Annotated in this window: 10 protein-coding genes and 1 pseudogene; 9 read left to right on the top strand and 2 right to left on the bottom strand. The window is 63.1% G+C overall.

Annotated elements, in window-relative coordinates; genetic code table 11:
* Positions 1–10: 10 nt before the first annotated feature.
* From NZ993_07785 to NZ993_07770, 4 genes are all read left to right on the top strand, one after another.
* Complete coding sequence (locus NZ993_07785; protein ID MCS7155690.1) at positions 11–1,543, top strand: DUF1501 domain-containing protein; 1,533 nt, start codon at positions 11–13, stop codon at positions 1,541–1,543.
* 90 nt (positions 1,544–1,633) lie between these two features.
* Positions 1,634–3,499: a GAF domain-containing protein gene (locus NZ993_07780; protein ID MCS7155689.1), complete on the top strand. Its 1,866-nt coding sequence runs from the start codon at positions 1,634–1,636 to the stop codon at positions 3,497–3,499.
* Positions 3,500–3,504: 5 nt separating this feature from the next.
* The gene (locus NZ993_07775) at positions 3,505–4,710 is read left to right on the top strand and encodes a phosphopentomutase (protein MCS7155688.1); all 1,206 of its coding nucleotides are present in this window, start codon (positions 3,505–3,507) and stop codon (positions 4,708–4,710) included.
* 91 nt (positions 4,711–4,801) lie between these two features.
* Entirely contained in the window at positions 4,802–5,665 is an 864-nt protein-coding gene (locus tag NZ993_07770; protein MCS7155687.1) for an RNA polymerase sigma factor RpoD/SigA, read from the top strand.
* A 31-nt stretch (positions 5,666–5,696) separates the two neighbouring features.
* Here the strand turns inward: NZ993_07770 and NZ993_07765 are convergent, their stop codons facing one another.
* The gene (locus tag NZ993_07765; GenBank protein MCS7155686.1) at positions 5,697–6,071 is read right to left on the bottom strand and encodes a hypothetical protein; all 375 of its coding nucleotides are present in this window, start codon (positions 6,069–6,071) and stop codon (positions 5,697–5,699) included.
* Positions 6,072–6,235: 164 nt separating this feature from the next.
* Here NZ993_07765 and hutU point away from each other — a divergent pair, with 164 nt between their 5' ends.
* Both hutU and dapA read left to right on the top strand, forming a co-directional pair.
* Positions 6,236–7,909, top strand: coding sequence for a urocanate hydratase (hutU, locus tag NZ993_07760; protein ID MCS7155685.1), 1,674 nt, complete (start codon positions 6,236–6,238; stop codon positions 7,907–7,909).
* A gap of 3 nt (positions 7,910–7,912) precedes the next feature.
* Positions 7,913–8,848: a 4-hydroxy-tetrahydrodipicolinate synthase gene (gene dapA, locus NZ993_07755; protein ID MCS7155684.1), complete on the top strand. Its 936-nt coding sequence runs from the start codon at positions 7,913–7,915 to the stop codon at positions 8,846–8,848.
* Here dapA and NZ993_07750 read toward each other — a convergent pair.
* Positions 8,804–10,141, bottom strand: coding sequence for an amidohydrolase (locus tag NZ993_07750; GenBank protein ID MCS7155683.1), 1,338 nt, complete (start codon positions 10,139–10,141; stop codon positions 8,804–8,806). The two genes, dapA and NZ993_07750, sit on opposite strands and share 45 nt — an antisense overlap.
* A gap of 237 nt (positions 10,142–10,378) precedes the next feature.
* Between NZ993_07750 and NZ993_07745 the strand changes: the two are divergent.
* The 3 genes and pseudogenes from NZ993_07745 to NZ993_07735 all read left to right on the top strand — a co-directional run bounded on the left by NZ993_07745 (position 10,379) and on the right by NZ993_07735 (position 13,842).
* A pseudogene (locus tag NZ993_07745) lies at positions 10,379–10,900 on the top strand (NYN domain-containing protein).
* 198 nt (positions 10,901–11,098) lie between these two features.
* Positions 11,099–12,157, top strand: a complete 1,059-nt coding sequence (locus NZ993_07740; GenBank protein MCS7155682.1) for an acyl-CoA dehydrogenase family protein — start codon at positions 11,099–11,101, stop codon at positions 12,155–12,157.
* Complete coding sequence (locus NZ993_07735; GenBank protein MCS7155681.1) at positions 12,142–13,842, top strand: alpha-glucosidase; 1,701 nt, start codon at positions 12,142–12,144, stop codon at positions 13,840–13,842. The genes NZ993_07740 and NZ993_07735 overlap by 16 nt, the downstream gene beginning before the upstream one ends.
* The last annotated feature ends 1 nt before the right edge of the window (position 13,843 follow it).

Below are 13,843 nucleotides of genomic sequence, written 5' to 3'. Positions count from 1 at the left end.
GGGGTCTTCCATGGATCGACGCACGTTTCTTCGAAAAGCCGGCGCAGGGGCTATCGCGCTGCCCATCGCCTTCGGTGATCTCCCCGTATTCGCGTTCCGATATCATCCGCTGCTGGCCGCTTTGGGCCTGTTGGACACAGACCGGGTGCTCGTGCTGGTGCAGCTCAATGGGGGCAACGACGGGCTCAATACGATCGTGCCCTATGAGGACGATCTATACTACCAAATGCGCCCTACGCTGGCGATACGGCGCAATCAAGTCCTGCCCCTAGGCTCTGGCTTGGGCTTTCATTCGGCCCTGGAACCGCTGCGGGCCATCTGGGACGAAGGAGACCTGGCCATAGTGCAGTCTGTGGGCTACCCCAATCCCAACCTGTCGCACTTTCGCAGCACGGACATTTGGCTAACGGGATCCGACGGCAACACGGTTCTGCAGACGGGCTGGCTAGGTCGGTATCTGGGCCAGGAGTATCCCGATTTCCCCCAGGTGTTGCCCTCGGAGCCCTTGGCCATCCAGATCGGGGCCGGGGCTTCGTTGGCCTTTCATGGGCCAAACGGCGAGATGGTGACTTCTCTCTCCAGTCCAGATGAGTTCTACCAGATTGTCGGGGAGGGCTCAATCGTCCGCCCCGCAACGCCCGATACCCCTGCTGGAAGAGAGCTGGAGTTTTTGTACACCCTCTATGCGGGCACCTATCAGTACGCAAGCGTGATCAAACGCGCCGCCGATCGAGCCCAAAACCGCTCCAGCTATGACTCCAGCGCCTTGGCCCGATCGCTGGCGATCGTAGCCCGGCTCATCGCCGGAGGCCTCGGCACGCGTCTGTATTTAGTCCAGCAGGGGGGATACGATACACACGCCGCTCAGGCCAACACGCACACCGGGCTTCTGCGCACCCTGGCCGCAGCCATCCGGGCTTTCTACGAGGATCTTCGCGCCTTGGGGCTGGCTGATCGCGTGCTGCTTATGACGTTTTCGGAGTTCGGTCGCAGGCCGCGCGAGAACGGCAGCGCCGGCACCGATCACGGCACAGCCGCCCCGATGTTTCTGGTGGGCCGCCCTGTGCGCGGAGGCATTCTGGGGCCACGTCCGGATCTGCGCAGACTGGATAACACAGGGAACCTATTCTATCATATCGACTTTCGGCAGGTCTATAGCACCCTGCTAGGCGACTGGTTCGGGCTTAGGCCCGAGTTACTGGAGCGAATCCTCCTGGGGCGTTTTGAGGCTTTGCCCCTGCTGACCGGCGCGGCTACTGGCGTTGAGGATCCGGAGCAGATTCAGGGCTTTCGGCTTGATCCCCCCTGGCCCAACCCGGCCGATCAGGAGCTGGTGATCCGCTTCCATACGCTGGGGGGCCACGTCGTGCTGCGGCTTTTCGACGTTACGGGTCGGGAGCTTATGCGCCCCCTTGACGGGGCGGTTCCCCCCGGTTGGCAAGAGCTGCGGCTGTCCGTGGTTCGGCTGCCCGCCGGCGCGTATTTCTGTCAGCTTCTGAGCGGGCCATTTACGCAGACCCGCAAGTTTACTGTCGCTCGGTGAACCTGGATCCGCAGATGAGTGCATATTTCTTGACTTTCGTCCAAATCGGGAGGTAGATTATCAAAGTGCGCAGTTTGAACTTCAAATCAAATGAACCGCCTCTTCTTCACCCTCCTAGCCCTAGTTACGCTCATCCTGGCGGTTGCGTACTCGTTTTTCTGGTTTTGGGTAATCGGGGGGGTCACGACCATGCTGGCGGCCAGCCTGTGGTGGGCGCATTTTCGACAGCGTCGTATTGAGCGCGCCCTTAGCACCCCTCGGGTAGCCGCGAGCGTAGTGTCGCGCACGCAGACCTTAGACGAAGACATTCTGTTGCCTCCTAAGCCCGTCTCCAGGCCCGTAGAGAAGTCTGAAGTCGAACCCTCGCAGGAAAATCCTGGATCGCAAGAGCCGGCGTCTTCGGAGCGACCCCCATCCAGCATGCCTGCGACGGAGTCCTTTCAGAGTCCGGCGGTTCGCGCCGAATCGGCGGATCCGCGCACGAGCTGGTTTCGCCACACCGACCCCGAACTGGGGCCGTTTGCCCGCTTACTGGGGGGGTGGCTTGAGATGCTGCTGGAGTTCTTCCAGGGGCACTCGGCGCTTCTGTACTGGATTAACCCAGCTAAAGAGCAGTTTGTGCTCGAGGCCTATGTGACGGCTAGTCGGCATTTTATGCTCGGTGAGCGCGTCTCCTGGTCGAGCGTCTTTCTGGACCGCTACCGCCATAAAAGCCAAGCCCAGGTGTTACAGGTGAGCCAGGAACTCGATGAAGCCGCCCTGTACTATTATGTACCCTCGACCTCCCACTCCGAGGGCATTCGCAGCGTGCTCTTGCTACCGGTGCTTTTTGATAAACCCGAGCCCGTGGCCCTACTTGTGCTCGATAGCCGACAGCGCTTGACCCTGGGCCCGATTCAGAGCCGATTCTTGGCTCACAACCAGGAGGTACTCCGCAGCTTATTACAGGTCTATAGCGATTACTTCGAGCTGAAGCACCAAGAGAAGGCTTGGGGTGCCCTGCAGAACGCCCAACGGGCCTTGATAGCCTGCACAGAAACACACGCGCTCTGGGAGGAGCTGCTGCGCGCGGCGCAAGACCTAACCGGCTGCGCAGCGGTTTTGTTGGCGGTGCAAGATGCAGGGGCGTACCTAGTGCGCCACCGAGCCGAACGCCCCCTGTGGCCACTTGGCCTGGAGATCAGCCCCGCTTCTCTGCTGGGTGAGGTTCTGAAGAAGGGCAAAAGCCGCTACGAGCCCGATTTGGCGCAGTTTGGCGGTTTGCTATTGCGACGTCAAGAGCCCCCCGTGCGAACCGGCAGCCTCTTCGCCGCTCCCCTTATGCTGGCAGGCCGCATCTGGGGGGCGCTGGCAGCCTACCACCCACTTCCGGAGTATTTCATCCCCGTACGACGCTTTCTGCTCGAGGAACTGGCTCATACCGCAGGCCTCATGCTCGCCGTCGCAAGGCGAGGCGGGGAGCGCGATCGGGGGCTGCTGGCAAAGGAAATGGATCCCTCCACGAAGCTCTTTACGCGCGAGGCGCTCTTGGCTATCGCCCGAGCCCAACTCAACGTTGCGGACTCCCCAAGAGGGGTGCTGCTGCTTCGGCCCGATGAGCTGGAGGCTCTGCGCGTGCACCGCTCCCGAAACGAACTTAGCGCGCTGATGCATCAGCTGGCGCGTACGGTAGGCGGTGAAGGCCTACCCGCCCTGGCCTGGGGTTGGATGGGCGAATACGAGCTCGGCGCCGTTTGGACCGCCCCCGAGCTCGGAGAGGTTGCCTTGTGGGCGCGACAACTGCTCCATAAGCTGCAGCAGGCAGGAGGGGACATCCGGGATCAGGGCTTTACCTTAAGCATCGGCCTCGCCCCAGCTCAAGAAGGGATGGGAGCAGAGCAGCTTTTCGTCCGGGCTCGAGCGGCGCTGGACGCAGCCCAGGCCACGGGGGGAAACCGGGTGCAGTGGGCGGATTGAGCATCGTGACACGCACCCATCGCTTTGTGGTGCTCGTTTTAGACGGCGTGGGCATCGGACAGGCTCCCGATGCGGCTGCCTATGGCGATGAGGGAAGCCATACCCTTGGCAATCTGGCCCGCGTTGAGCGGCTCTCGCTGCCCAACCTGACCCGTCTGGGGTTGGGCAACATCACCCCGCTAGAGGGTATACCACCTGCCGGAGCGCCCCGGGCCCATTATGGCCGCATGCGGGAGGTCTCAGCCGGGAAAGATTCCACCACAGGCCATTGGGAGCTGGCTGGAGTATGGTTGGAGCGCCCCTTTCCGACATATCCGCGCGGATTTCCCGAAGAGCTGCTCGTCCGCTTTCGAGCCCGCACGGGGTGCGAAGGGGTGCTCGGCAACAAGGTCGCCTCCGGAACGGCGATCCTCCAAGAACTCGGCGATGCGCACCTGCGCACGGGCTGGCCCATCGTATACACGTCGGCTGATAGCGTCTTTCAGATCGCCGCTCACGTGGACGTGATCCCGCTTGAGGTGCAGTATCGCTACGGGCAGATCGCCCGCGAGGAGGTCTGCGTGGGTGAAGACGCCGTTGGACGCGTAATCGTGCGCCCCTTTGCGGGCTCTTCGGGGGCGTATACGCGGCTGAGCGCCTACCGAAAAGACTTCGCCCTCCGCCCTCCCAAGCCGACTGTCATGGAGCGCCTGCAGCAAGCCGGCATCCGAACCATCGGGATCGGCAAAATCGGGGACTTATACGCTGAAGTGGGATTCGATCGGCTGCAGAAGACCGCCTCCAACGCCGAGGGCCTTGCGCAGACCCGGCAAGCCTTGCGTGCCGAACTTGGCCCGGCTTTCATCATGACCAACCTCGTCGATTTCGATCAGCTCTACGGCCATCGCAACGACACACGAGGCTTTCGGGAGGCGCTTGAGGCCTTCGATCGGGCGTTGCCCGAGCTGCTGAATGCCATGCGCCCCGGCGATGTGCTGGTCATCACGGCCGATCACGGAAACGACCCTACAACTCCGAGCACGGATCACTCCCGAGAGCTGGTACCGTTGCTGGTCTACCAGGCCGGTGCTCGAGGGATCGGACGCGACTTGGGTCTGCGTCAAACGTTTTCGGATCTGGCCGCCACGGTCGCCGACTTTTTCGCCGTGCCCTACGATGGACCAGGCCAGAGCTTTGCTACGGTGCTGGAACATGCGCTCATGACCTCATAACCGCCGCTTTCCGGTCTAAGCCCGTGGAACAGGTTGCGCTTTTAGGACGTGTAACGCCAGGCCAAAGAGCAGGAGAGGTGTGCGCGTGCCTATGCGACAACTGAAAATCACCAAAAGCATCACAAATCGGGAGAGCCAGTCGCTAGATCGGTACCTAGCCGAGATCGGCAAAGTGCCGCTTCTTACCCCTGAAGAGGAGGTGGAGCTGGCCAAACGCGTAAAACAGGGCGATCAGGAGGCCCTGGAAAAACTCATCAAGGCCAATCTCCGCTTCGTGGTAAGCGTGGCCAAGCAGTACCAGAACCAAGGCCTCTCCCTGGGAGACCTGATCAACGAGGGGAACCTAGGCCTCATCAAGGCCGCTAAGCGTTTTGATGAGACACGCGGCTTTAAGTTCATCTCCTACGCCGTCTGGTGGATCCGGCAGTCTATTCTGCAAGCCCTGGCCGAGCAAAGCCGCATCGTGCGCCTGCCGCTAAATCGCGTGGGGGCGCTGAACAAAATCGGCAAGGTCTTTTCAGAGCTGGAGCAGGAATTCGAGCGCGAGCCCACGGCGGCCGAGCTCGCTGAGCACCTGGACATATCGGTGGCTGAGGTCGCCGATACGCTCAAGATATCCGGCAGGCACGTTTCCATGGATGCGCCCTTCGCCCAAGGGGAGGATAATAAGCTTCTAGACGTGCTGCCGGACGCACAGACGCCTCCGCCCGATCACCACTTGATGGAAGAATCCCTCAAAATCGAGATCGAGCGCGCCCTTAGTACGCTCTCTGAGCGGGAAGCCGAGGTCATCCGGCTTTACTTCGGCATCGGACGCGAGCACTCCCTTACCCTAGAAGAGATCGGGGAGCGCTTCAACCTCACGCGGGAGCGCGTGCGCCAAATCAAAGAGAAAGCCATCCGGCGACTTCGGCACGCCAGCCGAAGCCGCGCGCTGCGCGCCTATCTGGGGTAAAGAAAAGCCGTATCGTGATCAGCGGGTCTGACTAGCTGCGCCGCAGCGTGATGGCTACGTTGTTGAAGCCGGAGCCGTTGAGCGCCCCGGCAAGCGTATTGCCATCCGCCGAAAGCGTTCCGGAGAAGGTGAAGTCCTCGTACCCCGTGCTCCGGAAGGTCATGGACACATTGGGGAAGGAATAGGTCCCCGTTACGCTGACCGAGATCGAAACCCCGGGGGCTTGTACAGAGCCGGATCCCGTGATGGTACCCTTGCTCTCAACAAGCGTCACATCCAACGTCACGCCCTGCACGATCCCCACCCAGCGACCGGAAAGACCGGGGGTCTTTTCCTCTTTCTTGCAGGAAAGCCCGCTCGCGATGAGGGCCACCACCAGAAGAAGAAGCGAAGTCCAACGGCGCATGGAAAGGTACCTCCTGCTTTTGAGCGCTTTATACACACCCTCCTTTCCCCAGCAACCCGCCTTGCCAAAAGTAGGACGGCTCGACGGAACGGGTCAAGCCACGGTTGCGCGCCCTCATGGCGGTGGCTATTTTGCTCAGGCTACGTAATCAGGAGATCTGCTAGATGTCGGCGTCTTTTGACGTCTCCATTCGCGCCCCTCGGGGAGCGCAGCTGCGTTGCAAGGGCTGGGCGCAGGAAGCCGCCCTGCGGATGCTGATGAACAACCTGGACCCGGAGGTCGCCGAAAAACCCGAAGAGCTCATCGTCTACGGCGGCCGGGGCAAAGCCGCCCGAAACTGGGCCTGCTTTGAAGCGATCGTGCGCACCTTGGAGCGGCTCGAACACGACGAAACGCTCCTGGTGCAAAGCGGAAAGCCTGTCGGCGTTTTTCGCACCCACGAGTGGGCTCCCCGCGTGCTGATCGCCAACGCCAACCTGGTTCCCGCCTGGGCCACCTGGGAGGAGTTCAACCGCCTGGAAGCCCTGGGCCTGACCATGTACGGCCAGATGACGGCCGGATCGTGGATCTACATCGGCACGCAGGGGATCTTACAGGGCACCTACGAGACCTTCGCCGCCTGCGCGCGCAAGCACTTCGGGGGTTCACTGAAGGGCCGGTGGGTGCTCACGGCCGGCTTGGGCGGCATGGGGGGCGCTCAGCCTCTAGCCGCCACCATGAACGAAGCCGCCATCCTCGTAGTCGAAGTCGATCCCCGGCGCATCGAGCGGCGCCTGCAGACCGGATACTTGGATCGCATGAGCAAGAGCCTGGATGAAGCCCTGCGGTGGGTACTACAGGCCCGCGAGACCGGAACGCCGCTCTCGGTAGGGTTACTGGGCAACGCCGCCGAGGTGCTGCCGGAGATCCTTCGGCGGGGTCTAGTTCCGGATGTGCTCACAGATCAGACCTCAGCCCATGATCCGTTAAACGGCTACATACCTGTCGGGCTATCGGTGGAGCAGGCCGAGGCGCTTCGCCGGCGCGATCCGGAGGCATACCTGGAGCGGGCCTTGGACTCAATCGCCCAGCACGTGCAGGCGATGTTGGAGCTACAAGCGCGCGGCGCGGTCGCCTTCGATTACGGCAACAACATCCGCACCATGGCCTACCGGCGCGGGGTGCAAGAGGCGTATCGGATTCCGGGCTTTGTCTCCGAATACATTCGCCCGCTTTTCTGCCAGGGGTACGGGCCGTTTCGCTGGGTGGCGCTTTCGGGGGATCCGGAGGACCTGTACAAGACCGACGAGGCCGTCCTGGAGGCCTTTCCCGAGCTTGAGCACTTGGTGCGCTGGATCCGCTTGGCCCGGCAGCGCGTGCGCTTTCAGGGGTTGCCGGCTCGCATCTGTTGGTTGGGGCTGGGGCAGCGGGCCGAGATGGGGCAGCGCTTCAATTGGCTCGTGCGCACCGGCCGCGTGAGCGCCCCGATCGTGATCGGACGCGATCATCTGGACACGGGTTCGGTCGCCTCCCCGTACCGGGAGACCGAGGGCATGCGCGATGGTTCAGACGCCATCGCGGACTGGCCCATCCTGAATGCGCTGCTCAACACGGCCAGCGGGGCCTCTTGGGTGAGCTTTCACCACGGCGGCGGGGTGGGGATCGGCTATTCCCTGCATGCCGGCATGGTCGTGGTGGCCGACGGAACGGAGTTGGCCGAACAGAAGCTGCAGCGGGTGCTCACGAACGATCCGGGCATCGGCGTAGCCCGCCACGCCGATGCGGGCTATCCGGAAGCCCTCTCAACGGCCCAGAGGGCGGGCCTGGACCTGCCCATGATCGAATTTGGGGGGTGCTAGCTTATGTTTACAGGGGTTGCCACGGCGCTTGCGACGCCGTTTCGCGATGGCTCGGTGGACTGGGTGGCCTGGGAGCGGCTACTCGAGCATCAACGCTCCGGCGGCGTGTCCGCCGTCGTGGTGCTAGGCACCACGGGCGAGGCGCCGACCGTGGACAAGGCCGAACGACGGGCGCTTGTCGAATCGGCCGTGGCCCATCTTAAGGGCCGGCTGCCCGTGGTGGTGGGGACCGGCTCCTACGACACCCGGCAGGCGCGCGCCCTAACTGAGGAGGCCGCCCTCATGGGGGCCGATGCAGCGCTTGTGGTCACGCCCTACTACAACAAGCCCCCTCAAGAGGGGTTGCGCCGGCATTTTCTGGCCGTGGCCGAGGTGGGGCTACCCGTGATCCTATACAACGTGCCGGGCCGCACGGGGGTGAACCTGCAGCCGGAGACCGTGCTGCGGATCGCCGAGGAAGCCCCTCAAGTGGTGGGCATCAAGGAGTCCGCCGGGTCCCTGGCCCAAATGGAACGGCTGCTTGCGCTCTTGCGGCCGGCGCGGCCGGAGTTTCGCATCTACTCCGGCGACGACGATCTAGCCTTCTACGCGTACCTGGCCGGAGCCGACGGGCTTATCTCGGTTTTGGCCAACGTCGCACCTGAGCAGGCCCAGACGCTCTTCCGGCTCGTTCAAGAGGGCCAGCTGCGCCAGGCCCAAACCCTGCAGGCGCGCCTTCTGCCGTTGGCCAGGGCCCTGTTCATGGAGGCCAATCCGATCCCCGTCAAATACGCTCTGTCTCTGCTCGGGATCGGAACAGAGGAGGTGCGCCTGCCCCTTGTGCCCGCCTCAGCCGAGACCCGACGCGCCGTGGGCGAGGCCCTCCGGGCGCTCGGCCTGACCCCGGCCCCGGTGTCATCGCCCGGCCAGGCTGACGATGGCCAACACCATGGCCTCTAGTCCAACGGGGATCGCCCCCTGCGCGTCGGGGGCGTAAAAGGGGCTGTGCAGGCTCGGAAGGTCGCCCCGCGCGAAGGCCTCCTGCGGGGTGGTGCCGAGCCGAAACATGAACGTGGGAATCGGCGGGGAGACCATCCCGAAGCGACCGAAATCCTCGCCGACCGTCTCCGGTCGGCGCTCCTGAATCCGATCCGAAGGCCATACCTGCCGCCAAGCCTCCACAATGCGGCGGGTTAGCTCCGGGGTGTTAACGGTAGAGGGCGTCTCCGTGGGGCTGATCGTCACCTTCGGATATCGTTCCGGGGGTAGTCCATAGGCCTCGGCCAGCCCGCGGCCCAGGCGCCGAAGGGCCTCGAAGATCTGCTCCCGGGCCGAGGCGCTATAGGTGCGGATCGTAAGCCCCAGCTCCACGCGATCGGGGATGATGTTGTGCTGCGTCCCTCCCCGGATGAAGCCGACCGTGACCACGGCCGGCTCCATGGGATCGAGCATCCGGCTGCGGATGGTCTGTAGTAGCAGCACGTACTCGGCCGCAAGCACTATGGGGTCGACCGCCTTGTGTGGCGCCGCCCCATGCCCGCCCAGCCCGTAGATCGTCACGTCGACGGAGTTGACGTGCGCAAAGGCCGGCCCAAGCACGTATCCAACGGTCCCCACCGGCAGGTTCGGATCTACATGTAGCGCCAGGGCCGCCTCTGGTCGGGGAAAGCGTTCATAGAACCCGTCGGCCAGCATGGCGGCTGCTCCGGCTCCGATCTCCTCTGCGGGCTGCCCGACAAAGAGGATCGTGCCCCGCCACAGGTCGCGATGTGCGGCCAAAAAGCGCGCCGTGGCGACCCAGGTGGCCATGTGCACATCATGACCGCAGGCGTGCATCGTGGGCACCACGGAGCCGTCCGATCGCTCCGCCCGGGCGCGGCTGGCATAGGGAAGGCCGGTTTGCTCCTCTACGGGCAGGCCGTCAAGGTCGGTGCGCACCAGGATCACAGGCCCCTGTCCGTTGCGCAGCACGCCCACTATGCCGGTCTGACCGATGCCCTCGTGCACCTCCAGACCCGCCCTGCGCAGCACGGCGGACAGACGCGCGGCGGTGCGCCGCTCCTGAAAGGCCAGCTCCGGGTTTTGGTGCAGCTCGCGATACAGCGCGAGCGCGGAATCAGCCTGCGCGGGCCACCAGGCCCGCACCCTCTGGGATGCGGCCTCCAGTGCCCGACGGGCGGGGCCCTGGGCTCCGGCTAGGAGCGGGGCTCCCGCTAGCAGGACTGCGCCCAGCAAGCGCCACGCGATATCCATGATCGCACCCCTCCGTTGGTTTTGCACACAGACCAAATTAAGGCTCTAGTTCGACCGATACACAGCTCACGCGTAGAACCAAAGCCTCGTCGAGAAGCGGTTCTGAGCAGGCGGATTCTCGGGCGCCGGCGGAGCCCATTTGCCCCTCTTCATTCGGAGCGTGAGCCTGGAAAAAGCTCAAGTCGCGTGTTAGCTTTGGTTAGCTTGGCTGGACTTCCCCAAAAGGAAGAGGTTCGTATGGGCGCCATCAAATGGGGGAACGTGCGGGATCAGCGCGTGGGGATCTTTGTGGACACGGAGAATCTCTACTACGCCAGCCGTGAATTCTACGGGCGGTATGTAAACTTCGAGAGTTTGCTTCGGTTTGCTGTGGGATACCGTCGCCTGGTGCGAGCCACAGCATACGTGGTTGAACAAGAGGGGGGGAGCTCGATCCGGCCGTTTGTGTACAAGCTTTCCGCGCTGGGCTACCGCGTGCGCCGCCGGGTGCGACCTCATGACCGGTATACCGAATTGGACCGTACGACATACCACGGGCTCTGGGACATGGGCATCGCAGCGGATGTGCTGCGCCTGTTGCCCCATCTGGATGTGGTCGTGCTGGGCTCAGGCAATGGGCATTTTCTGGAGCTTATCGAGGCTGTGGCCGATTCGGGCCGACGTGTGGAGGTGATCGCCTTCAAGGAAACGACCCCGTCGGAGTTGGTCTACGCAGTGGACTGGTTCACGCACCTGCCTGAGATCCCGGATCCCTTTGTGCCGCTCCGAGAGGAGACCTCGCCCTCAGAATGGCCTCCAGAGTATCGGGAGGAAAAGCCCTCTGAGCTCGATTGGGGAGCCCTGGGGGAGGAAGACGACCCCGATAAGCCCGGCCCTGCATGAGCTTTAAGCTGTTCGCAATGAGCAAATATCGACCCCTGATCGGGATCTTCGCCCCCTTGAAGGGGGTGTTGCTGCATGTCGCTAGGAGATGGCTTCTACTTGAGGGCACAAAAGGACTTTATCGCGTTCATCGCCGAAAACGCTCCACGCTGGCAGGCTCACCCGACGCTGCCTGAGGACGTCCTGGCACAGCTTGTTGAGCGAGGGCTTTTTAAGCTGTTTGTGCCCAAGTCATTCGGCGGGCTCGCCCTGTCCCTTCGGGAGGCCGCCGCGCTCTACGCGGCGCTCGCTAGGGCCGACGGAAGCGTGGCGTGGTTGGTGCAGATCGGCGCAGGGGGAGGGTTTTTCGTGCCTTCCTTTCCGCCTGAGGTGGCAAAGGCCTTCTTCTCTCCCCAGCAAGCCGTGATCGCGGGTTCTGGATACCCCAGCGGAAGGGCGTATCGCGTCACCGGCGGTTACCGCGTAAGCGGTACCTGGCGCTACGCCAGCGGCGCGCAGTACGCAAGCTTGTTTACCGCAAACGCGGTGCTTCCGGAGGAGGGCAACGCCATCAGGGCTTTCGCCTTCCCTCGCGAGGCGGTCGAACTCATACCCGATTGGCATGCCATGGGCATGCGGGCCACCTCCAGCTGGTCGTTTCGCGTCACCGAGGTCTTCGTGCCCGAGGCCCATAGCTTCGTCGTGGGCGAACAGCTCTGGGACCCCGGCCTCCCCGTATATCGGATTCCGTTCGAGCTTTTCGCGCTCGTCTCCATAGGTGCCGTAGCCTACGGCTTGGTGATGGCCTTCTTGGACGAAGCTGTCGCGTCGTTGGCTCATGCCCTGGAGCGTCGCCAGCGCGTGGCGGCCTATAGGAGGAAGGCACGCTGGCACGGCAGGATCTTATTCGGACTTATTAGCGGGCTTGAACGGGCAGCCGGAAACGGCATGACGGCTCAAGAGCAACGCCAATGGGCTGAGCGAATCGGGGTTCATCTGGAAAGCATGCGCAGGCTTACTCTGGCCGCCCTGCCCTGCTGCGGCATGTTGGCCGTGCAGGAGACGTCGCGCCTCAACCGCATCCTGCGGGATATGCTCGCGATCGGACAGCATCAGATCTTCAGGGGGGGAACTTTCGGATGCGCACACCTCTGAAATGGTGGCAGCGAGAGGTTTTCTACCAGATCTATCCGCGCAGCTTCGCCGACGCCAACGGAGATGGCATCGGAGACTTAAACGGCATCCTGGGCAAGCTCGATTACCTGCGACGGCTCGGAATCGGCGCTATCTGGCTTTGCCCCCACTATCCGTCCCCCAACGTGGATTGGGGCTATGACGTGGCCGACTACATGGCTGTAGCCCCGGAATACGGCACGCTTGAGGACTTTCGGCTGCTGGTGCGCCAGGCGCACGCTCGGGGTATACGCGTCTTGGTTGATCTCGTGCTCAATCATACCTCCGATCGCCATCCGTGGTTTTTGGAGTCGCGCTCAGATCGCAGCAACCCCAAACGAAACTGGTACGTGTGGCGCGATCCGGGTCCCGACGGAGGGCCGCCGAACAACTGGCGCTCTGTCTTCGGAGGCTCCGCCTGGGAGTTCGACCCCGCAACGGGCCAGTATTACTATCACTACTTTTTCAAGGAGCAACCAGACCTGAACTGGCGCAACCCCGAAGTGCAGGAGGCGATGTGGGAGGTCGTGCGCTTTTGGCTTTCGCTCGGAGTGGATGGATTTCGCCTGGACGCCATCAGCACGATCTACGAGCATCCCGACATGCCTCCGGCCGAGATCCGGCTCTCGGATCTGGAGATCCTGCGCGCTTGGCGGGAGAACCTGCCGCCGGAGCAGATGCGCGAGCTTGCGCAAGCCCTGGCGCAGACGTTCCGCCACCAAAACGCCCAACCCGAGGTGCACGTCCTCATGAAGGCGCTGCGCGCCCTAGTGGATACGTACCCGGGAGATCGCGTGCTCATCGGCGAGGATCACGACATATCCTACTACGGCAACGGGCAAGATGAGCTGCATCTGGTCTTCAACTTTCCCCTCATGCACACGAACCGCATACGGCCGGCTTTCGTACGTGCCAATCAGGCCGAGCGGCTAGCCCAACTTCCCCCCGGCGCATGGCCCTGCAATACGCTCAACAACCACGACAGCTCCCGCGTGCGCTCCGCCTTCGGAGACGGCGAGCACGACGAGGCGATAGCGCGTCTTAACGCCGCGCTGCTGCTCACCCTCAAGGGCACGCCCGTACTGTATTACGGGGAGGAGATCGGCATGACCGATCTGCTGCTGCAGGACGTAGAGCAGCTCCGCGACACCCAGGCCATCGTGCTGTATAGGACCGCCGTGGCCTGCGGCTGCGATCCGGAATGGGCGCGCACGCTGGCCATACGCACAAGTCGAGACCGCTGTCGCACACCCATGCAATGGGCCAACGCGCCGAACGCGGGCTTTAGCCCACCGGGGGTCGAAACATGGCTTCCCGTCAACCCCAACTACGCCCAGGGGATCAACGTGGCCGATCAGGAGCAAGACCCCAACTCGATGCTCCACTATTACCGTAGGCTCATTCGGCTTCGCCAGCGCACCCCGGCCCTTTACGGCGGAGACTACGAGCCGCTCGGGGATTCGGAGGCTTGTTTGACCTTCCTGCGACGCGATGCCGTGAGCGGTCAGACCTGCTGGATCACGTTCAACATGAGCTCGGAGGAGGTTTGCGCGCCCCTGCCTAGGGGTAGATCCGTTCGCCGCCTTTTTTGCGAAAAGGAAGTCCTCCAGCGCCCCCGCGAAATAGTCCTAAAGCCGTTTGCGGTTTTCATCGGAGAGCTAAGCTAGC

It is taken from the genome of Bacteroidota bacterium (genome assembly GCA_025059945.1).
GTDB lineage: Bacteria > Bacteroidota > Rhodothermia > JANXDC01 > JANXDC01 > JANXDC01.
The sequence above is the reverse complement of the archived record's forward strand: the minus strand, read 5'-3'. Positions and strand labels throughout refer to the sequence as shown.

Coding starts and splice junctions, on each gene's coding strand:
- NZ993_07740 (MCS7155682.1), top strand. CDS start 11,099: ATGTCGCTAGGAGATGGCTTCTACTTGAGGGCACAAAAGGACTTTATC.
- hutU (MCS7155685.1), top strand. CDS start 6,236: ATGTCGGCGTCTTTTGACGTCTCCATTCGCGCCCCTCGGGGAGCGCAG.
- NZ993_07750 (MCS7155683.1), bottom strand. CDS start 10,141: ATGGATATCGCGTGGCGCTTGCTGGGCGCAGTCCTGCTAGCGGGAGCC.
- dapA (MCS7155684.1), top strand. CDS start 7,913: ATGTTTACAGGGGTTGCCACGGCGCTTGCGACGCCGTTTCGCGATGGC.
- NZ993_07735 (MCS7155681.1), top strand. CDS start 12,142: ATGCGCACACCTCTGAAATGGTGGCAGCGAGAGGTTTTCTACCAGATC.
- NZ993_07785 (MCS7155690.1), top strand. CDS start 11: ATGGATCGACGCACGTTTCTTCGAAAAGCCGGCGCAGGGGCTATCGCG.
- NZ993_07780 (MCS7155689.1), top strand. CDS start 1,634: ATGAACCGCCTCTTCTTCACCCTCCTAGCCCTAGTTACGCTCATCCTG.
- NZ993_07770 (MCS7155687.1), top strand. CDS start 4,802: ATGCGACAACTGAAAATCACCAAAAGCATCACAAATCGGGAGAGCCAG.
- NZ993_07765 (MCS7155686.1), bottom strand. CDS start 6,071: ATGCGCCGTTGGACTTCGCTTCTTCTTCTGGTGGTGGCCCTCATCGCG.